A 17,647-nucleotide genomic window follows, 5' to 3' on the forward strand; every position below is an offset into this window, starting at 1 on the left:
ATGGCTCTTTCCGTGGTGTACGCGGTCGACACCGGCCATGTCGTGGGCGCGCTGGCCCTGACCGGCGCCGGTGCCCCGCCCGATGTGGCCGCACTGGTGGGACGCGCGCTGCCGCTGCGCGTCTCCCTGGGCGCAGGCCGTATCGCGACCCTTCCGCTGAGCGCCAGGGATCTCGCCGTGGCGTCCGTGGACGACGAACCGGCGGCCCTCACCGCGCCGTTGGACTTCGGGGTCGAGGTGACGTCCGACGGCAAACCCAAACCGGCGCTGGTGCGCCTCGCGTCGTGGACCGACGGCATCGCGTTGACCGAGGACGGGCTCACCGTCACCGTGAAGGTCGCCGTGGCCCGTCCCACCCCCGTCCTCGCCCTGGTCTCCGACGAGCAGGACACCCATGTGCTCGCCGGGGAGATCCCGGCCCAGCAGGCACAGGTGAACCTGCCGGTGACCCTCGTCAAGGGCAGTGTGCACGGGGTGCTGGTGCTCGCGGCCGGCTGGGCGGGCCACCTGGAGAAGGCGGCGGTGACATGAGCGCCCCCACCGCGCCGCCCGTCGGCCCGTCCGTCGGCGAGACCGGTGACATCACGGTGCACCGGTGCACCGTGACGGTGGTCCGGCGCGGTGGGTGGAGCTGGGGGCCCGATCCACGTGGCCTGGTCCGCCAGGTGGTCGATGCCCTGCCCGAGTTGCTGGCCGACCACTTCGCCGAGCGGCTGGCGGGAGACGGACCGGATGTGGAGATCACCGAGCCGCTGACCGTCACCGTCCGGCCGGGCCGGCCCGGAGGGCCCGGCCGACCCGCGGGCGGCGGGCCGCCCGTCGAGGTGCACTTCGCGCCGGTGCCCATGGTGGAGCTGCCGGTCGACGCGCCCGGCGCCGACGCCATGTCGTTGGAGGAGTCCTTCGCGGTGGCGCCGGACCTGTGGACCGTCCCGGGCGCCGCCGCGCTCTTCGCCGAACTCGCCGAGCGCGGGGAACTGGACGCGCTGCTGGCACTGTTGCCGGACGAGTCGGTGCGGGCGTATCTGCTCGCCCTGCTCGGCGTCGATTTCGCGACGGCCGCACGGCTGCTCGCCGAACTCGTCGGGCGCGCCCTCGCGGCCGCCCCTCCGCCCGCCGACCCGCACGGCCTGGCCGCCGACCTGTCCTGGTCCGGCGAGGCGCTGCCGCAGCGGCTGCGCGCCGCGGTCGCGGGCGCCGAAGCGGCGGACCTGCCCCGGCTGCTCGCCGACTTCCTGGCGTCGGCGGACCGCGAGGAGGCGGTACGGCTGGCGCGGTCCCTGGGCCCCGGCGCCCCGTACGACCACGCCGCGGATGAGCGGCCGGGGGAGCCGCCGGGGGAGCCGCGTACCACCGGCGAGGTCCGTACGAACACGGCTCGCACCACTGGCGAGGTACGGGTGTGGTCCGCGCTGCCCTTCCTGCTCGCCGGGCCACTGGCGCGCATCGGGTACCTCGACGCCATCGGCCCCGCCCTGGCCGGGGTCGAACTGGTCGAGCAGGCACCGCTGTTCGCGGCGGCCCTGGCCTACAAGGCGCTGGGCGTGACCGCACGTGGCTGGCGCCGCGCCGACCGGGACAGCGAAGCCGCGGCCGCCTTCGCCGGCCTGAGCCCACCCGTCGCCGAGGAGCGGTTGGTCGACTTCGCCCGCCAGGTGCGCCCCGCGCTCCCGGTCCTCGACGGCGTCCTGGCGCTGTCGGTGTGCCGCGGCCACGACCCCGCCGACCCGCTCCTGATCACGGGGACGGACCAGGGGCTGCTCCTCTTCGATGCCCACGGCATGTTTCCGGTCGCCTGGGCCGCGCAAGCCGCCGGGCTGCTGCCGTACTGGCAGATGTGCGGGCGGCCGCCCGTACTGCTCTGCGACGGCCCCCTGCCCCCCGGCACGCTGCGCGAACTGGCCGCGGCCGGTGTGCCGTTCCTGACCGGCGTACGGCCGCTGCGCGGCGATCCGGTGGCGCGGCTGCCCTGGCGCACACCGCTGTGGACCGCCGCGGGCACGGCACCGGACGTACGCCTCGCCGCGGAACTCCCCGTCCACGCCCAGCGGTTCGCGGACCTGGTCGCCGCGCTGGTCATCGAGCGCCGGGCGGCACCACTGGCGCCCGACGGCGGCCTGGAGCGCACCGGCACCCTGGCCGCGGCGCTCGGCCTGGCCACCATCGCCTGGACGCTGTGGCGCGACCGCGAGACCCCGGATCCGCTGCTGGCCCTGACCCGCTTCGCCGACCTGGAGGCCACGGTGCGCTACGAGCCCGCGGCCGTCCGGGTACGCGTCCCGATGGGCCGGCGCCACGCGGACCTCCTGCGCGGCGGTCTGCTCGCCGATGTGCCCGACGTGGTCTGGCTGGGCGGCCGGACCCTGACCTTCTCGGCCGGGTGAGCGCCATGGGCGAACCGGCCGTCGAGCATCTGCGGATCAGGCTGGCGGGCCTGCACCAAGCCCTCAGGGCCGCCGTCGAGCGCCAGGCCGGGCTCGCCGCCCGGCTCACCCGGCCGGACCTCACGCCGTACTGCGTGACCGACGAACAGGTCGAGGTGCTGCTCGGCGAGGTGCACGCCTTCACCGACACCATGGCCGAGCCGTACGTGCCCCGGCCGACGGAGCCGGAAGCCGAACGGGACCTGAGGCGGCGCGCGTCCGCCGAGGGCACGACCCTGCCGCTGGACGCGCTCGCCACCCGCTTCGGCCTGACCCGCGCCGAACAGGACGCGCTGCTGCTGGCCGCGGCGGTCGAACTGGACCGCGGCTACGAACGGATCTACGCCTACATCGTGGACAACCTGAACCGGCGGCTGCCGAGCGTGGAACTGCTGGTGAGCGTGGGCGCGCACGGCGCGGCGGCCCGCCTCGCCCTGCGCCGCGCCCTCGGCCCGGCCGGGCCGCTGCGCCGGTACGGTCTGCTGCGCGCGCACGGCGAGGCCGCGGTCGGGCTCGCCCAGGAGCTGGTCCTCGGCCCCGGGGTGCTGGACTTCCTGCTGGGCTGGGGCGGCGATGTCGGCCTGCTGGGCCACGACCCCGGCGAGGTCGCCCCGCCGGAGCCGCGCGTACTGTCCCCGTATCTGTCCTCGGACCGGCTCACCCGGCTGGGCCGTGCGCTGGGCTCCGGTGACATCGACCTGGCCGGGCTGTGGGGCTGCCCGCCCGACGGCCAGCTCGACGCCGTACAGGCGCTGGCCCGCGCCGCGGGAGCGCCGCTGCGGACCCTGACCGCCGATCCTGAGGCCGACCCCCAGGCCGATCTGCGGACGGCCGCCGCGCTGGGTGCCGTGCTGTGGATCCCCACCGACGATCTGCACGGCGAGCCACAGCGGCAGCGCGCCGCCGCGGTGTCCGCCGCGCTGCCGCGCTCGCGGGTGCCGGTGTGCCTGACCGGTCTGAAGCCCTGGCGCCCGGCGGGCCTGCTCGCCACCCGCGCGTACGCCGAACTCACCGTCCCCGTCCCCGGTTTCACCGACCGCCGGGCGATGTGGTCGGCCGCGCTCCCGGACCTGGACACAACTCTCCTCGAAGACCTCGCCGTCCGGTACCGGATGAGCGGCGGCGAACTGCGCGCCGTGGCCTCGGTCGCCGATGCCGGAGCACGCCTGGCAGGCAACGGACACCCGCAGCCGGTCGCCGACCACGTCGAACCCGCCATCGCCACCGTCACCCGCGGCCGCAGCGGTAGCGCCGTCCACTCGATCGTCCCCCGGCGCACCGCCGACGACCTGGTCCTGCCCGATGTCCAGTTCCGCCAGATCCTGGAGATCGCCTCCGCCTTCCGCGCCTGGCCCCGGATCGCCGAGAGCTGGGGCTTCGCCCGCCGCGCGGGACACGGCGGGGTCAAGGCGCTCTTCACCGGGGAGCCCGGGACCGGCAAGACCATGTCCGCCGAGATCGTCGCCGGCATGCTGGGCCTGGAACTGCTCAAGGTGGACCTCGCCCAGGTCGTGTCCAAATGGGTGGGGGAGACGGAGAAGAACATGGAGACCGCGTTCCGGCAGGCCGAGGAGAGCCATGCAGTGTTGCTCTTCGACGAGGCCGACGCCCTGTTCGGCAAGCGCGGCGAGGTGAAGCACGGCACCGACCGGTACGCCAACCTGGAAGTCGGCTATCTGCTGCAACGCCTGGAGGCCAGCGACGGCCTGGTGATCCTCACCAGCAACCTCAAGGACAACATCGACCCGGCGTTCACCCGGCGCTTCCACTTCGTCGTCCACTTCCCCCGCCCGGCCGCCGCCGAACGCCGCAGACTGTGGCGCCTCGCCTTCCCCGAACAGGCCCCGCTCGCCCCCGATGTGGACCTCGACGCCCTGGCCCGCCTGGACATGACGGGCGCCGCCATCACCGCGGCGGCCCGCGCGGCGGCCCTGGCGGCGGCGGACGGGGGCGGCCCTACGATTGCCATGCGCCATGTCGTACGGGGTGTGGCCCGCCAGTTCCAACGCGAGGCCCGGCTGCTCCGCCCGGCGGAACTCGGCCCACACGCCCATCTGCTCGACGACGCATCCCAGGGGTGACACCGATGCTGCCCACCGAACCCCCACTCTCCCTGCACCGCCTCCTGGCCCCGGTCCCCCCGGCCCGTACTCAGGACACGGCGACGGCCACCCGCCACGCGCCGGCCCCGAGCCCGGCGCCGACTCCTGCTCCGGCACCGAGTCCTGCTCCGGCGCCCGTGAGCAATGCGACGGTGGCCCGCGCAACGCACCCTCCGGCCACGGTGAGGTCCTCGCTCCTGGCAGGTCAGGACCAGTCGGGGAACGCGGCCGTGGCCCATGCCGCGCTGCGGGCGATGCCGGGCGCGGTGCCGCTCATGGTGCCCGCGCCGCAGGCCACCCCTCCCGGGCCGTGAGCCCCGTCCTCCGGTCCCCGGGGACCGGAGAGATACGTACGGTCCCCGGCGAGCGGAGAGATTCGCACGACCATCCCCGGCGCTTCAGCCGCCCCCGCGCGAGGCGGCCCGGCGCTGGAACCCCTCGATCATCGGGACCAGTTCGCGGATCTCGGCCACGGTCTCCTCGTCGACCGGGTCGGTCCGCACATTCGCGGGGTCCCATGACTCGTTCTCCAGCCAGTCGACGTACTGCGTGTGATGCTCGCGCAGGACGGCGAGCAGGGAATCGCCGCAGCGTTCGACTTCGTTGTGCGGCTCGACGTCCTTCCAGATCCCGAAGACGGTCGTGCGGCCCGCCCCTAGCTCGGCGAGGCTGTAGCAGTGCACCCGGCCGCCGTGCTCGAGGTTGACGTTGACGCCGAGGAACAGGGGGACCAGGTCCGGGTTGCGGGCGAAGACCTTGCGCGTGATATCCGCCATCGGGTCGGGCCGCTCCGACGGGCCACCGCGATCGGGGGGTACGGCCAGCCGCCAGGGCAGCAGGGGGAAGTCCACCATGAGGTCCAGGGAGTGGGGGCCCGCATCGGCGAGCACGAAGAACTCCTCGGGGAAGCCGACGCCGTAGCACTCCCGTACCACCTCGTGGGACCCGAGTCCCTGCGCGTAGAGGGCCCTGGCCAGGCGTGCCATCGACGCGTAGTCGTCGCGTGACGACTCGGCGCGCAGACGCCGCAGCGCGTCCTCGGTCACTCCGGCCCCTCTCCGGTCCGCTCGGCCTCCATGATGCTCCTCAGCAGCGGGGCGAGCTCGCCCCAGACATTCTTGAGCGCGTCGGCGGTCAGCGCGGTGATGATCCGGCGCGTCACCTTCCGGGCCTGCTTGACCACCTGCCCGGCCTGCGGCGTGCCCGCCTCCTCCAGAGTCTGGGCCAGGCGCTTGGCGTCCTCTCTGAGCTTCTTGGCGCGTGCCCTGATCACCACGCTGTGCACGGTCCGCCGAGGGTCGTCGGCCATCAGCTTGACGACTTCTTCGACATGGACGAAGACGATGTCCTGGAGTTGGCCCTGGAGCTTCGCCCACGCTTTCCTGCTCACGCCCTGCGGCTTCGGGGTGGACAGGATGAACTCCTGGGCGAGCCGTGTGGCGCTGGCCATGGACTGCGACTGCAGTACCAGTGCGTAGGCCCGGTGGCTGCGGCGGGCGATCTCCTCCGCGCTCAGCTTCGGATCGAGGCCTTCGCCGCGCTCGGCGCCGACGACGTTCCGCGGGGTCACGGAGAGACCGCGCTTGTCGTCGCCCGGGGCCGGGCTTGTCGTGGTGCTGGCCAGGGGCGCGTAGACGATGGAGAAGCCGTCGCCGAACAGCTCCATCAGTTTGATCTTGAGTTTCCGGCCCTCGGCACCACCGATGGGGTACAGCTCACCCTGGGCCCCTAGCAGGCCCTGGGTGCGGGGATCCTGGAAGATGCCCGGGGAGCCTTCCTTGTCCCACGCCTTGATGAGCATGTTCGGCTCGGTCGGGTAGAGCATCTGCGTATACCGCTTGTCGATGGCCTCCCGGATCGCCCGGTCCACCTGGTTGGAGAGCGTCGTCAGCTGGACGGTGCGGGGGTCGGCGTCCTTCTTCCAGTCGAATTTCTCGAAGGTGTAGCCCCCGATGGTGAGCAGCGGGTGGCTCCGCATCTCGCCCAGCACCTTGGTGTAGGCGGCCAGGACGCCCATCCCCTTGGTGGTCGAGACACTGGTATCGGCGTCCTGGCTGACGATGTGGACCTGCTTGTTGGCCTTGCTGAGGATGTCCACCGCCTTCTTCGTGTACGAGGAGCCGAGCACCTGCTGGCGGAAGACACCGTAGGGAAGCGCCTTCTTGTCGCGCAGACCGGACTCGTTCTTCTCGGCCAGCGCCCGCTTGCCGTCCGAGGTGAGGCCCCGGTACTTCGCGCGCACCTCGGCCAGGGAGGCGTTGCCCTGCTCCTTCCCGCCCTGGACGCGGACCCACCGGGGCGTCCAGACGAAGCCGAAGACCGCCGCGACGAGCTTCCTCGGCGGATTGACCATGCCGATGGCCGCGCTCAGCTCGCTCTTGTTCTTCTCGGGATTGAGGCCCTCGAAGGCGTTGACGCCGATGACGACGGCGGTCCTGGCCGCCGCCATGTCCTCGGACCCACCCCCGGGGACGTCCCACGCCGTACTCAGATACCGGGAGGCCACCGCGGGGTTGCCCTGGATCTCGGAGGGGATGGCCGCCATGTTGACGACGAAGCCGATGAAGGGGTCGTCGCTCTGCCCGGCGGGCCTGACCTCGTGCAACTGCGCGACCGTCGGTCCGTACCTGTTGACGTCCATGCGGCCCTGCGCTCTGGCGATCCGGTACGGGAACTCGTCCTCCGACAGGGTCTCGACCGGCGTGTCTTCGCTCGGGTTGATGGTCACTCTGATGCGGTACTTGCCCTCGGCGATCTTCTTGAGCTGGATCCGGGTGAGCCCGTGCCGCCGCTTGATCGGGCCGAGGCCGCGCCGTACCGACTTGACCGTGGCCGCTTCCTCGTTGAGCAGGCTTGTCGCGTCGCGTACAGCGGCGTCGAGGGCGCGCTTCTTGTCGGCGTCGGACCGTTTGTCGGGACGCTTCTTCTTCGGGTCGGGCTTCCGCTTCGGCCTCCGCCGGTCGGGCCTGCGCCGCTGGGCCGGGCGCCTGCGGCGACGGGGGCTGCCCGGCCGCTTCCGGTCCGGCCGGCGCTTAGGCTTCGGCTTGGGCTTCTTCCGGTCGAAGGCGGACTTGATCTTGGACCAGAGCTTCTTCACCAGGCCCACGATCTTGTCGATCACCCAGTCCACCGCCCGGTCCACCGGTTTGGACATGGCCTGGACGATCTGTTTGACGCGGGCGGCGATCCCGCCCACCCCCAGAATCGCGGCGAGGACGCCCAGCAGCACCGGGATGGAGCGGGCCAGCGCGCTTTCGATGAGGCCGGGTACGCCGCCGCTGCCGCCCCGGGCAATCGCGATGACGGCGTCGAGCACGGCGCCCACGAACTCGACGATCTGGCGTGCCTGGGTGACGATGAAGCGCACGATGTCGATGATCAGTTTCACCGCCCGGACAAACGCGGACGCGGGGTTGAGCAGCGAGATCACCCACATGATCCCGGCGACGACGATGGTCGGCGTGACGTAGGCGATGACCTTGTCCAACAGGTCCTTCTTCAGGTCGCCCACGCGCGTCTTGAGGTCGTCCCACATCCCCGCGACGCCCCGTTTGCGGACCTCCGCGACCAGCGGCACCGCGGTCTCGGCCGCCGCGACCGCCGGTTCCATCTTCGGGACCTTGCGGACGATCCGGGCGCGGATGTTCTGCCAGGTCAGCCCGAGCAGACTGGCGAGCATCCGCAGCACACCCTGGGCGTCGAACTTCGACGGCAGCTCGATACCCGCCTCGGCCGTCTTGCCCAACAGCCACGACAGAATGCCCTGTTGCAGATGTCGGCCGATGTTCTGCAGGAACTGCCGCAGACCGGCGCCGACCGCCGAGACCAGGTTGCGCAGGAAGCCGATCGGATCCTGGAGGATCAGCATGACCGCCTGCGCGGCCTTGGCGAGGACCGACAGCAGCAGCCGCTTCAGCTCCAGGATGGTGTTGATCACGGACTTGACCGCGTCCACGGCCTTTGCCACCAGGCCCTTGTTCTTCTCCTTCTCCGCGGCGATCTCGTCGTCCACGGACTTGAGCGCATCGGTGTACTTGGTGGCGAGCGTGTCGACGAGTTGCGTGCCCTTGTCGTCCACGGACTGCGTGAGCTCGTCGAACTTGTCGCTGAACTCGGCCGCCGCCTGCTGCCCGATGGACCGCAGCTCGGCCGGGAGCGCCCGTACCGCGGCCTGCAACTCGGTCCGGCCCTGCGCGATACGGCGCTTCGCCCGGTTCAGCTCCGTACCGATGGTGTCGGCGACATCGGAGATCACCTGCCGCATCCGGCGGACGTAGTGGTCGCGGGCCTCCTCGAAGATCTTGTCGGCCTCGGCGGGCAGCCCGGCGAACAAGTCCTTGACCCAGCGCCCCTTGCCGATCACGCCCGAGTACCGCCGGTCCTTGTACTCCTCCATCTTCCGCCTGTGCTCGGCGGTGAACGCCTCCCGCGCCGCCTTCTCTTCTCTGCCGAACTGGTCGTCGACCAGCTTGTCGAGGCCGTCGAGAATGGCCTCGACGTCCTTCTTCATCGTGTCGAAGACCCCTTGCAGGACCGCCGTGACCTGGGCCCGCTTCTCCTCGTCCCGGCCCTTGGCGCCGGTCTTGCCCGTACCGACCTGCTGCCCGGTCCGCACCCGCTGGGCGCCCATCGCGCCCATGGCGGCGGCGCCGAGCCGCTGGGCCTGGGCGGTGGCGGCGCGCAGCTCCTTCTTCTCGTGCCCCCGCATCCGGCCGGGGGCCACCGCGGAGTGCCGCTCGGCGGCCTTCTTCTCGCCCAGGGCGTTCTTGAACGTCGGCTCGTTGGACTTCTTCAACTGCGTCTCGGTGACCTGCGCGTCTTCCATCTGCCGGTCGACCCTTGCGGGGCCGGCGGACAAGTCGGTGGCCGACGGGGGCAGTTTGTCCGGTACGGCGTTCGCTGGATTCGGCGTGCCCGGGGTCCCGGGGGGCCGGTCCGGGGCCATCGGGACGACCTTCTTGGGCACCGCCGCCGAGGTGTCCGGTGGCGCCGCGGTCGTCGTCGCGATCTGCTCGGCCGACTCCGCCCTGCCCTCGCCGACCTTGCCGCGCACCTCGGCCCGCACCTCATCGGCCTTGCCGGAGTCGGCGAACTTGTCCGCCTCGTCGAGGTTCTTCGGCGCCTTCTCGGCGATCGCCTTCTCGACCGCCCTGATGAACCCGTCCTTGTCGAAGTCCTTCGGCTGGGCCTCGTTCATCTTCTCGGCGTTGGCGGCCTTGCCCTGCGCCTCTTCATCGTCCTTGGGCGGCCGGGCGGCATCCTGCGCGGCCCCGGCTTCCGCCTTCGGAGGCGGGTGGGAGCTCGCCACCGATCGCTTCTTGCGCTGTACGTCCTTCTTCAGCGTCGCGAACTTCGGATCCGCGCTCGGGCCGGGCCGTGCCTGTACCTCGGGCGCGGCGCCGGCGGTCGCGGCGGCCGACGCCGCCTCCGGCGTGTCCACAGGTGCGGATCGAGCCGCCGCGATCGCGCCGTTGCCGACCATGTCCTGCCCAGCGGGCGGCAACGGGGCTGAGAGAGCCGATAAAGGCGGAAGCGGCGTGGGTCCGTGTCGGCCGCCCGGCCCGGGGCCGCCGGCCAATGAGGCCGTCACCGCCGCGTTGGACGGCGGGAAGTGGGGTCCCGCGGGGCCGTGTACGTCCGGCCGGTCCTGCGTGCGGACAGGTGTCGTCTTCGCCGCCCTTGGCCGCAGCGCGAGAGCCTTTGGCGGTGGCATCGGACGGAACCCTCCCACGGCATGTCGGTGCCGACAGGAACTCGGTGTCCTGTCGACACCCCCGATGAAGGGTGGCAGTACGGGCGTGACGAGACCGTCACCCCCGTGTTCCTGAACCGTCTCCCTACGTCACGCGCCCAGCGAGGGAAAGAAGCCCTCGGGGCTGTGAGACAGCGTATGGCGACGGCCTGGATCACTCCCCACGTGGTGATGCAGGCCGTCGTCACGGTGGGAGCCGGGGCCTCGTTCCCGCGCTGTGCGGCAGAAGTGACGCTAAAGCGGATCAGCGGGGCGGACAACGGTGCACGGTGCGCACCATGTGGCCACGAGATGTGCACGGTGCGCAGTCAGCCCGCCGGGGGCAGGCCGGTGATGTGCAGGGCGTGCACCAGGTCGTGGATTCCGGAACCGGTGGTGAGCAGATCGCGGCTGAGCAGGTGTTCGGCGGCGCGCAGATGGGCCCTGACGGTGTTCCGGCTGAGGCCCAGGTGGCGAGCGGTCCGCTGGGCGTCCGTGTTCGCGTCGATCCAGGCACACAGGGTGGTGTGCAGATCGCGGCCACGGGTGTCCTGGAGCGGGCGGAGGAATTCCCGTGCCCAGGCGTGAGCGGGCTCGGTGCGCAGCAGTTCGTCCAGGGTGGGTGTCGGCCGTCCGTACGCACCGCCGGAGCTGACGGAGCCGCCTGAGCCGTTGTCTGATTGCGGCCCGGGGGACAGACAGAAGGCCAGGTCGAGGGCGGCCCGGGTGCGGACGTCGCTCAGGTCGAGACCGAGGGTCGTCTCCACCCGTCTGAGGTGGTGGGAGACGGTGTTGCGGCTGATGTCCAGCAGCCGGGCCACGGCGGACCTGGGGAAGGTGACGGCGAGCCGGGTGATGTCGAGGGTGGACCTCGGAGTGGACGCCAGCGGTCGGAGGAAGGCGCGGGCCCAGATGCCCGCGTCTTCGTGGGGCAGCAGTGGCACCAGCGGTGTCCGGCCGAGGTAGGCGCCCACCCGCTCGGGCGTTTGGCGCGCCGCGGCGAGGGCGTGGAGGGCCTGCCCGTACGCCTCGGCGGTGGCGCCCAGCGGGTACGGGCTGCTGATGCCCAGCGCGTAATGCGGGTTTTCCCGGACCAGGCGGCGCAGCACCGTGCCCTGACCGTGGGCCGTCTCGGGGCCGGCGTCGGCCCCGTCGGCCCCGTCGGCATCCTCGGCGACGAGGCAGATGAGGTGTTCCTTGAAGGCCGGGCAGTGCACCATCAGCCCCGTGCCGTGATAGCCCGATCCGTCCTGGTGGATCTGCGCCAGCCGGTCACGGTCCTCGGGGGTGCATTGCAGCAGATAGACGCGCAGCCGTTCGGCGTCCAGCAGCGCGGGGACGGCGCCGGTGGTCATCCGGCGGGCCAGCGTGAGATCCCCCGCCAGCAGGGCGCTGAACACGGCGAACCGCAGTTGCCGCGCCTTGTGCTGATAGCCGCGGAAGGTGGTGTCGGCGTCCTGTGCCCGGTCCAGGAGCGCGATGACGCTCCCGGCGTGCGAGACCAGCGACGCCGCGTCGGGGGTGGGCGCCGAGGTGCCGGCCACCACCAGGACCGGGCGTGGCGCGCGGGGACCGAGCGCTTCCAGACGCACCTGGAGGGCGCCGGCCTCGGTGGCTGCCGCGGCCATCTGCCCGCCTGCCAGCCGCGCGAGCGTGGGTTCGAGCGAGGGCAGGATCTGCCGTGGGAAACGCGCGGTGGCCGTCTCCACCGCGCCCGCACTCCCGACCAGTGCGACATCGGCGTCGATCTGCCGACTCAGCCAGTCGAGAACCGCCCGCGGATCCGCCCCGGTCCTCCGGGCCATCTGCCGCCGCACCTCGTGCAGCAACTCGTCCAGCCACCCGGCGTGCGCCGCCCGTGCCTCCACAGCAGTGTTCCTCCTCACTCCCCGCGGTCCGCCTGTCGACGTACTTTATTGACCGGTTCACGGGACCTCGGCGAGTGGCGTACGCATCAGGCCAGATGACACGGCGCGGCAGCGGCCCGGAAGTCGTCTTCGCAGGCCGGCTGTCTCCGGCCCCCAACAGGCCCGGGCGCCCTTCCGACGCGAGGCTCAGTGCAGGTCGGCCGATGCGGGGCTGTCGTCGAGGAAGCCGCCCACCTGGTGCTGCCACAGCTTCGCGTAGGTGCCGTCCGACGCGAGCAGTTCCTGGTGTGTGCCCTGTTCGACGATCCGACCGCGGTCGAGGACGACGACCTGGTCCATGGCGGCGACCGTGCTCAGCCGGTGGGCCACCACAAGCGCCGTACGCTTCTCCATGAGCCGCCACAGCGCCTCCTGGACGAGGACCTCGCTCTCGGAGTCCAGGGCGCTGGTCGCCTCGTCGAGCAGCAGGATCGGCGCGTCGCGCAGGATCGCCCTGGCAAGAGCGACCCGCTGGCGCTGCCCGCCGGACAGCTTGACGCCCCGCTCGCCGACCATGGTGTCGAAACCGTCCGGCAGCGCATCGGCGAACTCCGTGACATGCGCCGCCTCGGCCGCGCGGCGGATATCGGAGTCGGTGGCGTCCGGCCGGGCGAACGCGATGTTGTCCCGCAGTGTGCGGTGGAACATCGCCGGGTCCTGAGGCACGTACGCGATCAGGCTGCGCAGGTCGGCCTGGCGCAGCCTGCTGATGTCCTGCCCCCCGATCACGATCCGGCCGGCGTCGACGTCCGTCATCCGCAGCAGCAGTTGGGTGAGCGTGGTCTTGCCCCCGCCGGACCGGCCGACGAGACCGATCTTCGTCCCGCTGGGCACAACCAGGTCGAGGCCGTCGAAAAGTGTCTCAGCGCCCGTGTGGGCGAAGGTCACCTTCTCGAAGCGCACGTCGGCGGACTGGGACAGCAGCGGCTCCGGCGACTCCGGGTCGAGTACGGTCGGCGACGTCAGCAGCAGTTCGGTGAACTGCGCGGCCTCCGTCATCGAGCTCTCCAGACGGCGGTAGATCTGGTTGAACTCGAACATGATCCGCGTCGCGTTGGAGTAGTACGTGAAGGCGACCACGACTGCTTCCACACCGTGGCTGCCTCCGCCGAGCGCGACCGCGAGCAGCAGGCCCAGCGTGTTGGTCAGCACGGACATCGGCGCGACCAGCGTGTCGATGCGCAGATTGCCGTAGTCCCACGACTTCAGCGAGAGCCGCCGCGACTCCGCGACGCGGGACCGATGCTCGGCGGCCTCCCGCTCCTCGGCGGCGAACGCCCGGACCGTGTCCATGTTCATCAGGCTGTCGGCGACGTGCCCCGCCACCCGGGCGATCGCCTCCTCGCGCTGATCAACGAGCTTCTGGCGGCGGCGGATGAGGGGCGCCACACACAGCGCCGTCACCGCGATCATCGCCAAGAGCCCGACAACGAGCAGCGGGTCGTAATTCCAGAGCACCACCGATGCGAACACCAGCGGTACGCAACTGCCCACGACCGAGAACGCCAGCGTGTCGATGAACTCCTCGAAACGGGTGGCGAAGCTCAGGACCCGCTTGGTCAGCGACCCGGCGAAGTTGTCATGGAAGAACGCCGCGTCCTTGGCGAACAACTCATCCATGCCGACCACGTACAGATGCTCGATGCCATGCGCGTCCACGCGGTTCAGACAATGTATGCCGATGCGCCACAGCAACTCCGCCAGCAGCAGGACGCCGACGAAGCCGAGAACGTAGGGCAGCGTCGAGCCGATCGAGACACCATCGTCGCCGGCGATTCGGGCAACGAGCTTCGCGACGATCAGTGGCGCGATGTAGTTGATGCCGATATTGCCCAGCGCCGGCAGGAGCATCGCGGGCACCGACACCCGCCGGAGCCGGGACAACTCCCGGCCGTAGTAACGAAGCGCGAGGATCACCGAGCCCTTGCCCGGCGGGACCTCGCGAGGTTCAGGCGATTTCATCCCACCCCTGGGTTGTCGTGTGGCGGACAGGCCCGAAAGCGCAGTGTCCCGTGACCACACCCGCGGCGTCCAAGCGTTTTTCTCAGCCACCACCCGTCGTCCGCCGGACAGCCGGGAAACCCCTCACTGGCGGGTTGACGGTGGCCAGTCACGCCGTTACCGTGCCAATAGTCGCTGCATGGGAGCGCTCCCAAACTCAGAGAAATCTCGACGCGGAAGAAGAAACGGCATCCAATGATGTTGCATCAGAATGAATCCGCAGCCAGGGGCCCGGAATTCCCGAGTCGGAGGTCTGTTCTGGCGACGATAAGTGCCCTACCGGTCCTCGTGGCCGCGACGCCGGCCGTGGGGGCATCCGCAGCGGCGGCTGCCAATGTGATCGTCGACCCGTCGGCGGTACGGCAGACGATCCGGGGCTTCGGCGGCATGAACCACACGGTCTGGATCAGTGATCTGACACCTGCCCAGAGGGACACGGCATTCGGCAACGGAGAGGGGCAGCTCGGGTTTTCCGTGCTGAGAATCCCCGTCCACGAGAACCGGGCGGACTGGAGCCGCGAGGTGGCGACGGCGAAGCGTGCGATCGAGTACGGGGCGACCGTCATCGCGTCCCCGTGGAATCCCCCCGCTCAGATGGTCGAGACCTTCGTCCATGGCGATCAGTCCAACGCGAAGCGGCTCCGGTACGACATGTACGGCGCTTATGCGCAGCACCTGAACGACTTCTGCAAGTTTATGAAGGACAACGGCGTGAACCTGTACGCCATCTCGGTGCAGAACGAGCCCGATTACGCGCATGACTGGACGTGGTGGACTCCGGCCGAGATGATCCGCTTCCTGCGCGAGAACGCCGGCTCGATCGAGACCAAGGTGATCGCGCCGGAGTCCTTCCAGTATGTGAAGAGCTTCTCGGATCCGATTCTCAACGACCCGACAGCGCTCGCCAATCTGGATATTCTCGGGGCTCACCTCTACGGCACGCCGTACCAGAACTTCCCCTACCCGCTCTTCAAGGACAAGGGCAGGGGTAAAGAGCTCTGGATGACCGAGGTCTACTATCCCAACAGCAGCGATTCGGCAGACCTCTGGCCCCAAGCGCTCGACGTGGGGGAACACATCCACCATGCCCTGGTGGATGCCGAGTTCCAGGCGTACGTGTGGTGGTACATCCGGCGTAGCTACGGCCCCATGAGGGAAGACGGGCGAATCAGCAAGCGCGGCGCCACCATGGCGCATTTCTCGAAGTTCGTCCGCCCGGGATATGTGCGGATCGACGCGACCTCGAATCCCCAGTCGAACCTCTACGTCTCGGCGTACAAGGGTGGTAACTCCAAGGTGGTCATCATCGCCATCAACAAGGGGACCTCGCCGGTGAGTCAGCCGTTCACCCTGGTGAACAACACCTCGTCCAGCGTGTCGTCCTGGCTGACGGACGCGAGCAGGAGCCTCGCGTCTCTGGGTGCGATGAGCGTGTCGAACGGCTCCTTCACGGGCCAGCTTCCCGCGCGAAGCGTGACGACCTTCGTGACATCGTGACCGGATGAGGCAGCCCAGGCCTTGCCCACCCGGAGTTGACCGGCCGGAGTTGCCCGGCCGCCCGCCGGAGCGGGCAGCGTAAGGACTCAGTCCGCGAAGTCGCTGTCGGCGATGCGGGTGGCGTGGATGTCTGCCGGAGCCTCCTCGATCTCCTCCGGGCCGGCGAAGATTTCGTACAGCTCGTCCTGGTTGAGCTCCATGGGGACCTCCCGAAGCGATCATGTCCTGTCTGCCGAAGCGTATGGCGGGTCGATTCCAGCCACAAGGAGAGTGCGGCGAAGCACACGCAGCGCGGTCAGCAGCGCAGTGCCTGGGGTCGTTTCGGCCGTCTCGCCGGGGCCCGATTCCAGTATCCGCAGCGCTTCCGCTCCTAGCCCCAGCTGGCGGCCGTCCACCGACAGCCGGCCGCCGTCGATCTCGGCGGCGAGCGGGGTGCGAACGGGCGTACCGTTCCGGCCATCCAGAACCTCGCTGACGCAACCGCGTGCCGATACCGGCACGGTGGCCGGAAAGGCCCGGTCCTGTTCCGCCAGTACCTCGAGCAGCGCGGCGCGCAGCCGGGCGGCGGCGGGAATGAGGTCCGCCTCGTGGCGCAGTACTTCCCGCGGATCGGTGAGGAAGGGCACCTCGGGTCCCGGGTGGGCCGCTGCCAGGGTGTGCCTGGCCATCCGCTTCATGGCCGCCACCTGAAGGTCCGCCGTGTTGCGCCGTCGGATGCCGACGGTCAGATGCATGGCGGCGGAGTCGTCGCACCGGGCCTCGTGGGGCGTGCCCGCCGGGAGATAGAGGAAGTCGCCCGGGAACATCGTGAAGGCGGCCGGACCGGACTCCGGATCCTCGATGAACCACTGTTTGGCTCCTACCAGTTGCAGGATGAGCGCGTCGTGGGGATCGCTGTGTACCGGCAGCCCCTGGGCGTTGGGCGGCGTGATGTAGACGTTCGCCTGGGTCTGCTGGCGCAGTCGGCGCTGGAGGGCCGCGCAGAGCTCCGCCGCCTGCGGAAGCAGCCAGTGCATGTGGTTCAGCGCGATGGTGGTCCCGGCCGCGAGGGCCTTCGCCAGCTCCGCGGGGTCGGCCGTGCCGTCCGTGGCCGAGAGTGGGACGTCGCGGGGCACGCCGCCCAGGAGGGGGCGGACCAGGGCGGGATGGAGCCCGTGGTCGATGAGGAACTCGATGTCGTCGAGGCCGAAGGGGACAGTGGGGACGGGACGTTCGGCCGAGCGGACCAGCCGGGTGGTCCGGCCCCAGATGTCGCTCAGAAAGGCGTCGGCGTCACCGACGAGCGCGGCGAGCGGGTCGGGGTGGCCGAAGCCCTCGCCGTCGTGCACGGGCGCCTCCGCCCGCCCGGAGTGCTGCCGCATCAGGGCCGCGAACCCGGAGCGGGCGGCGGCCGGCGGACCGGCCGGCCGCCGCTCTCCGGCCGCCTCCAACTTCAGGGCTGCGCCCGCCCCGTGTGTTCGTGCCACAATCAGCGCTGGATGCTCCTGCCGGGCGCACCAGTCGCGCAGGGCGGGCCACAGCAGACACATATCGGTGATCCGGAGCCGGTCGCCCGCGGCCAGCCGGGTGGCGAGCAACCGGGGGCTGACCAGGTCTCCCGCGGGCAGGCCGGCGGCCTCGGGGACGCGCAGCAGGCCGTCCAGGCCGGTCCCTTCCGCAGCAGTGTGCGCAGAGTGCAGCCTCAGGTGACGCGGTGTCAGGCACGCCGCGGTGATCCGGCGGTCGAGGGCGGACAGCACATGCGTCGTCGCCGTCTCTTCGCGGTTCGCCCCGGAGGCGGCCGGCACGGGCCAGGGCAGTGCCCGGGCGTCGAGCTCTGCCGCCAGGCTTGCGACGGCTTCCTGGCCAATCGGCCGCATGGTGATCATCCTCTCGGTCTCGGCATGCCACGGTGCCGAGCGGTCTCGCCATCATCGCCGGGGTGCGGGCGAGGCGTTCACCCGGCCCTGCGGGACCCCGTGCCCCGTACGCCTGCCACACCTGCGA

General features: G+C 70.9%; 10 protein-coding genes. 4 read left to right on the forward strand and 6 right to left on the reverse strand.

The window, feature by feature from the left end:
- The 3 genes from ACH4U7_RS11640 to ACH4U7_RS11650 are packed head-to-tail and all read left to right on the forward strand — an operon-like array spanning position 1 to position 4,504.
- Positions 1 to 531 carry a hypothetical protein gene (locus ACH4U7_RS11640; RefSeq protein WP_398527768.1) on the forward strand — a complete coding sequence of 177 codons (531 nt, stop codon included), beginning with the start codon at positions 1 to 3 and terminating at the stop codon, positions 529 to 531.
- Entirely contained in the window at positions 528 to 2,384 is a 1,857-nt protein-coding gene (locus ACH4U7_RS11645; RefSeq protein WP_398527769.1) for a hypothetical protein, read from the forward strand. The genes ACH4U7_RS11640 and ACH4U7_RS11645 overlap by 4 nt, the downstream gene beginning before the upstream one ends.
- A gap of 5 nt (positions 2,385 to 2,389) precedes the next feature.
- Entirely contained in the window at positions 2,390 to 4,504 is a 2,115-nt protein-coding gene (locus tag ACH4U7_RS11650; protein WP_398527770.1) for an ATP-binding protein, read from the forward strand.
- A 226-nt stretch (positions 4,505 to 4,730) separates the two neighbouring features.
- Here the strand turns inward: ACH4U7_RS11650 and ACH4U7_RS11655 are convergent, their stop codons facing one another.
- From ACH4U7_RS11655 to ACH4U7_RS11675, 5 genes are all read right to left on the reverse strand, one after another.
- The gene (locus ACH4U7_RS11655; RefSeq protein WP_398527771.1) at positions 4,731 to 4,907 is read right to left on the reverse strand and encodes a hypothetical protein; all 177 of its coding nucleotides are present in this window, start codon (positions 4,905 to 4,907) and stop codon (positions 4,731 to 4,733) included.
- 16 nt (positions 4,908 to 4,923) lie between these two features.
- A complete protein-coding gene (locus tag ACH4U7_RS11660) occupies positions 4,924 to 5,571 on the reverse strand; it encodes a hypothetical protein (protein ID WP_398527772.1) in 648 nt (215 codons plus the stop codon).
- Positions 5,568 to 9,965 carry a hypothetical protein gene (locus ACH4U7_RS11665; protein ID WP_398527773.1) on the reverse strand — a complete coding sequence of 1,466 codons (4,398 nt, stop codon included), beginning with the start codon at positions 9,963 to 9,965 and terminating at the stop codon, positions 5,568 to 5,570. The genes ACH4U7_RS11660 and ACH4U7_RS11665 overlap by 4 nt, the downstream gene beginning before the upstream one ends.
- 620 nt (positions 9,966 to 10,585) lie before the next feature.
- The gene (locus ACH4U7_RS11670) at positions 10,586 to 12,124 is read right to left on the reverse strand and encodes a helix-turn-helix domain-containing protein (RefSeq protein WP_398527774.1); all 1,539 of its coding nucleotides are present in this window, start codon (positions 12,122 to 12,124) and stop codon (positions 10,586 to 10,588) included.
- A gap of 186 nt (positions 12,125 to 12,310) precedes the next feature.
- Entirely contained in the window at positions 12,311 to 14,125 is a 1,815-nt protein-coding gene (locus tag ACH4U7_RS11675) for an ABC transporter ATP-binding protein (RefSeq protein WP_398527775.1), read from the reverse strand.
- A gap of 327 nt (positions 14,126 to 14,452) precedes the next feature.
- Between ACH4U7_RS11675 and ACH4U7_RS11680 the strand changes: the two genes are divergently transcribed.
- Positions 14,453 to 15,661, forward strand: coding sequence for a glycoside hydrolase family 30 beta sandwich domain-containing protein (locus ACH4U7_RS11680; RefSeq protein WP_398527776.1), 1,209 nt, complete (start codon positions 14,453 to 14,455; stop codon positions 15,659 to 15,661).
- Between the two features lie 218 nt (positions 15,662 to 15,879).
- Here ACH4U7_RS11680 and ACH4U7_RS11685 read toward each other — a convergent pair whose 3' ends face one another.
- Positions 15,880 to 17,520 (reverse strand): JmjC domain-containing protein, encoded by a 1,641-nt coding sequence (locus ACH4U7_RS11685; protein ID WP_398527777.1) that lies wholly within the window; start codon positions 17,518 to 17,520, stop codon positions 15,880 to 15,882.
- Positions 17,521 to 17,647 lie beyond the last annotated feature (127 nt).

This window comes from Streptomyces sp. NPDC020845 (genome assembly GCF_044334165.1).
GTDB lineage: Bacteria > Actinomycetota > Actinomycetes > Streptomycetales > Streptomycetaceae > Streptomyces.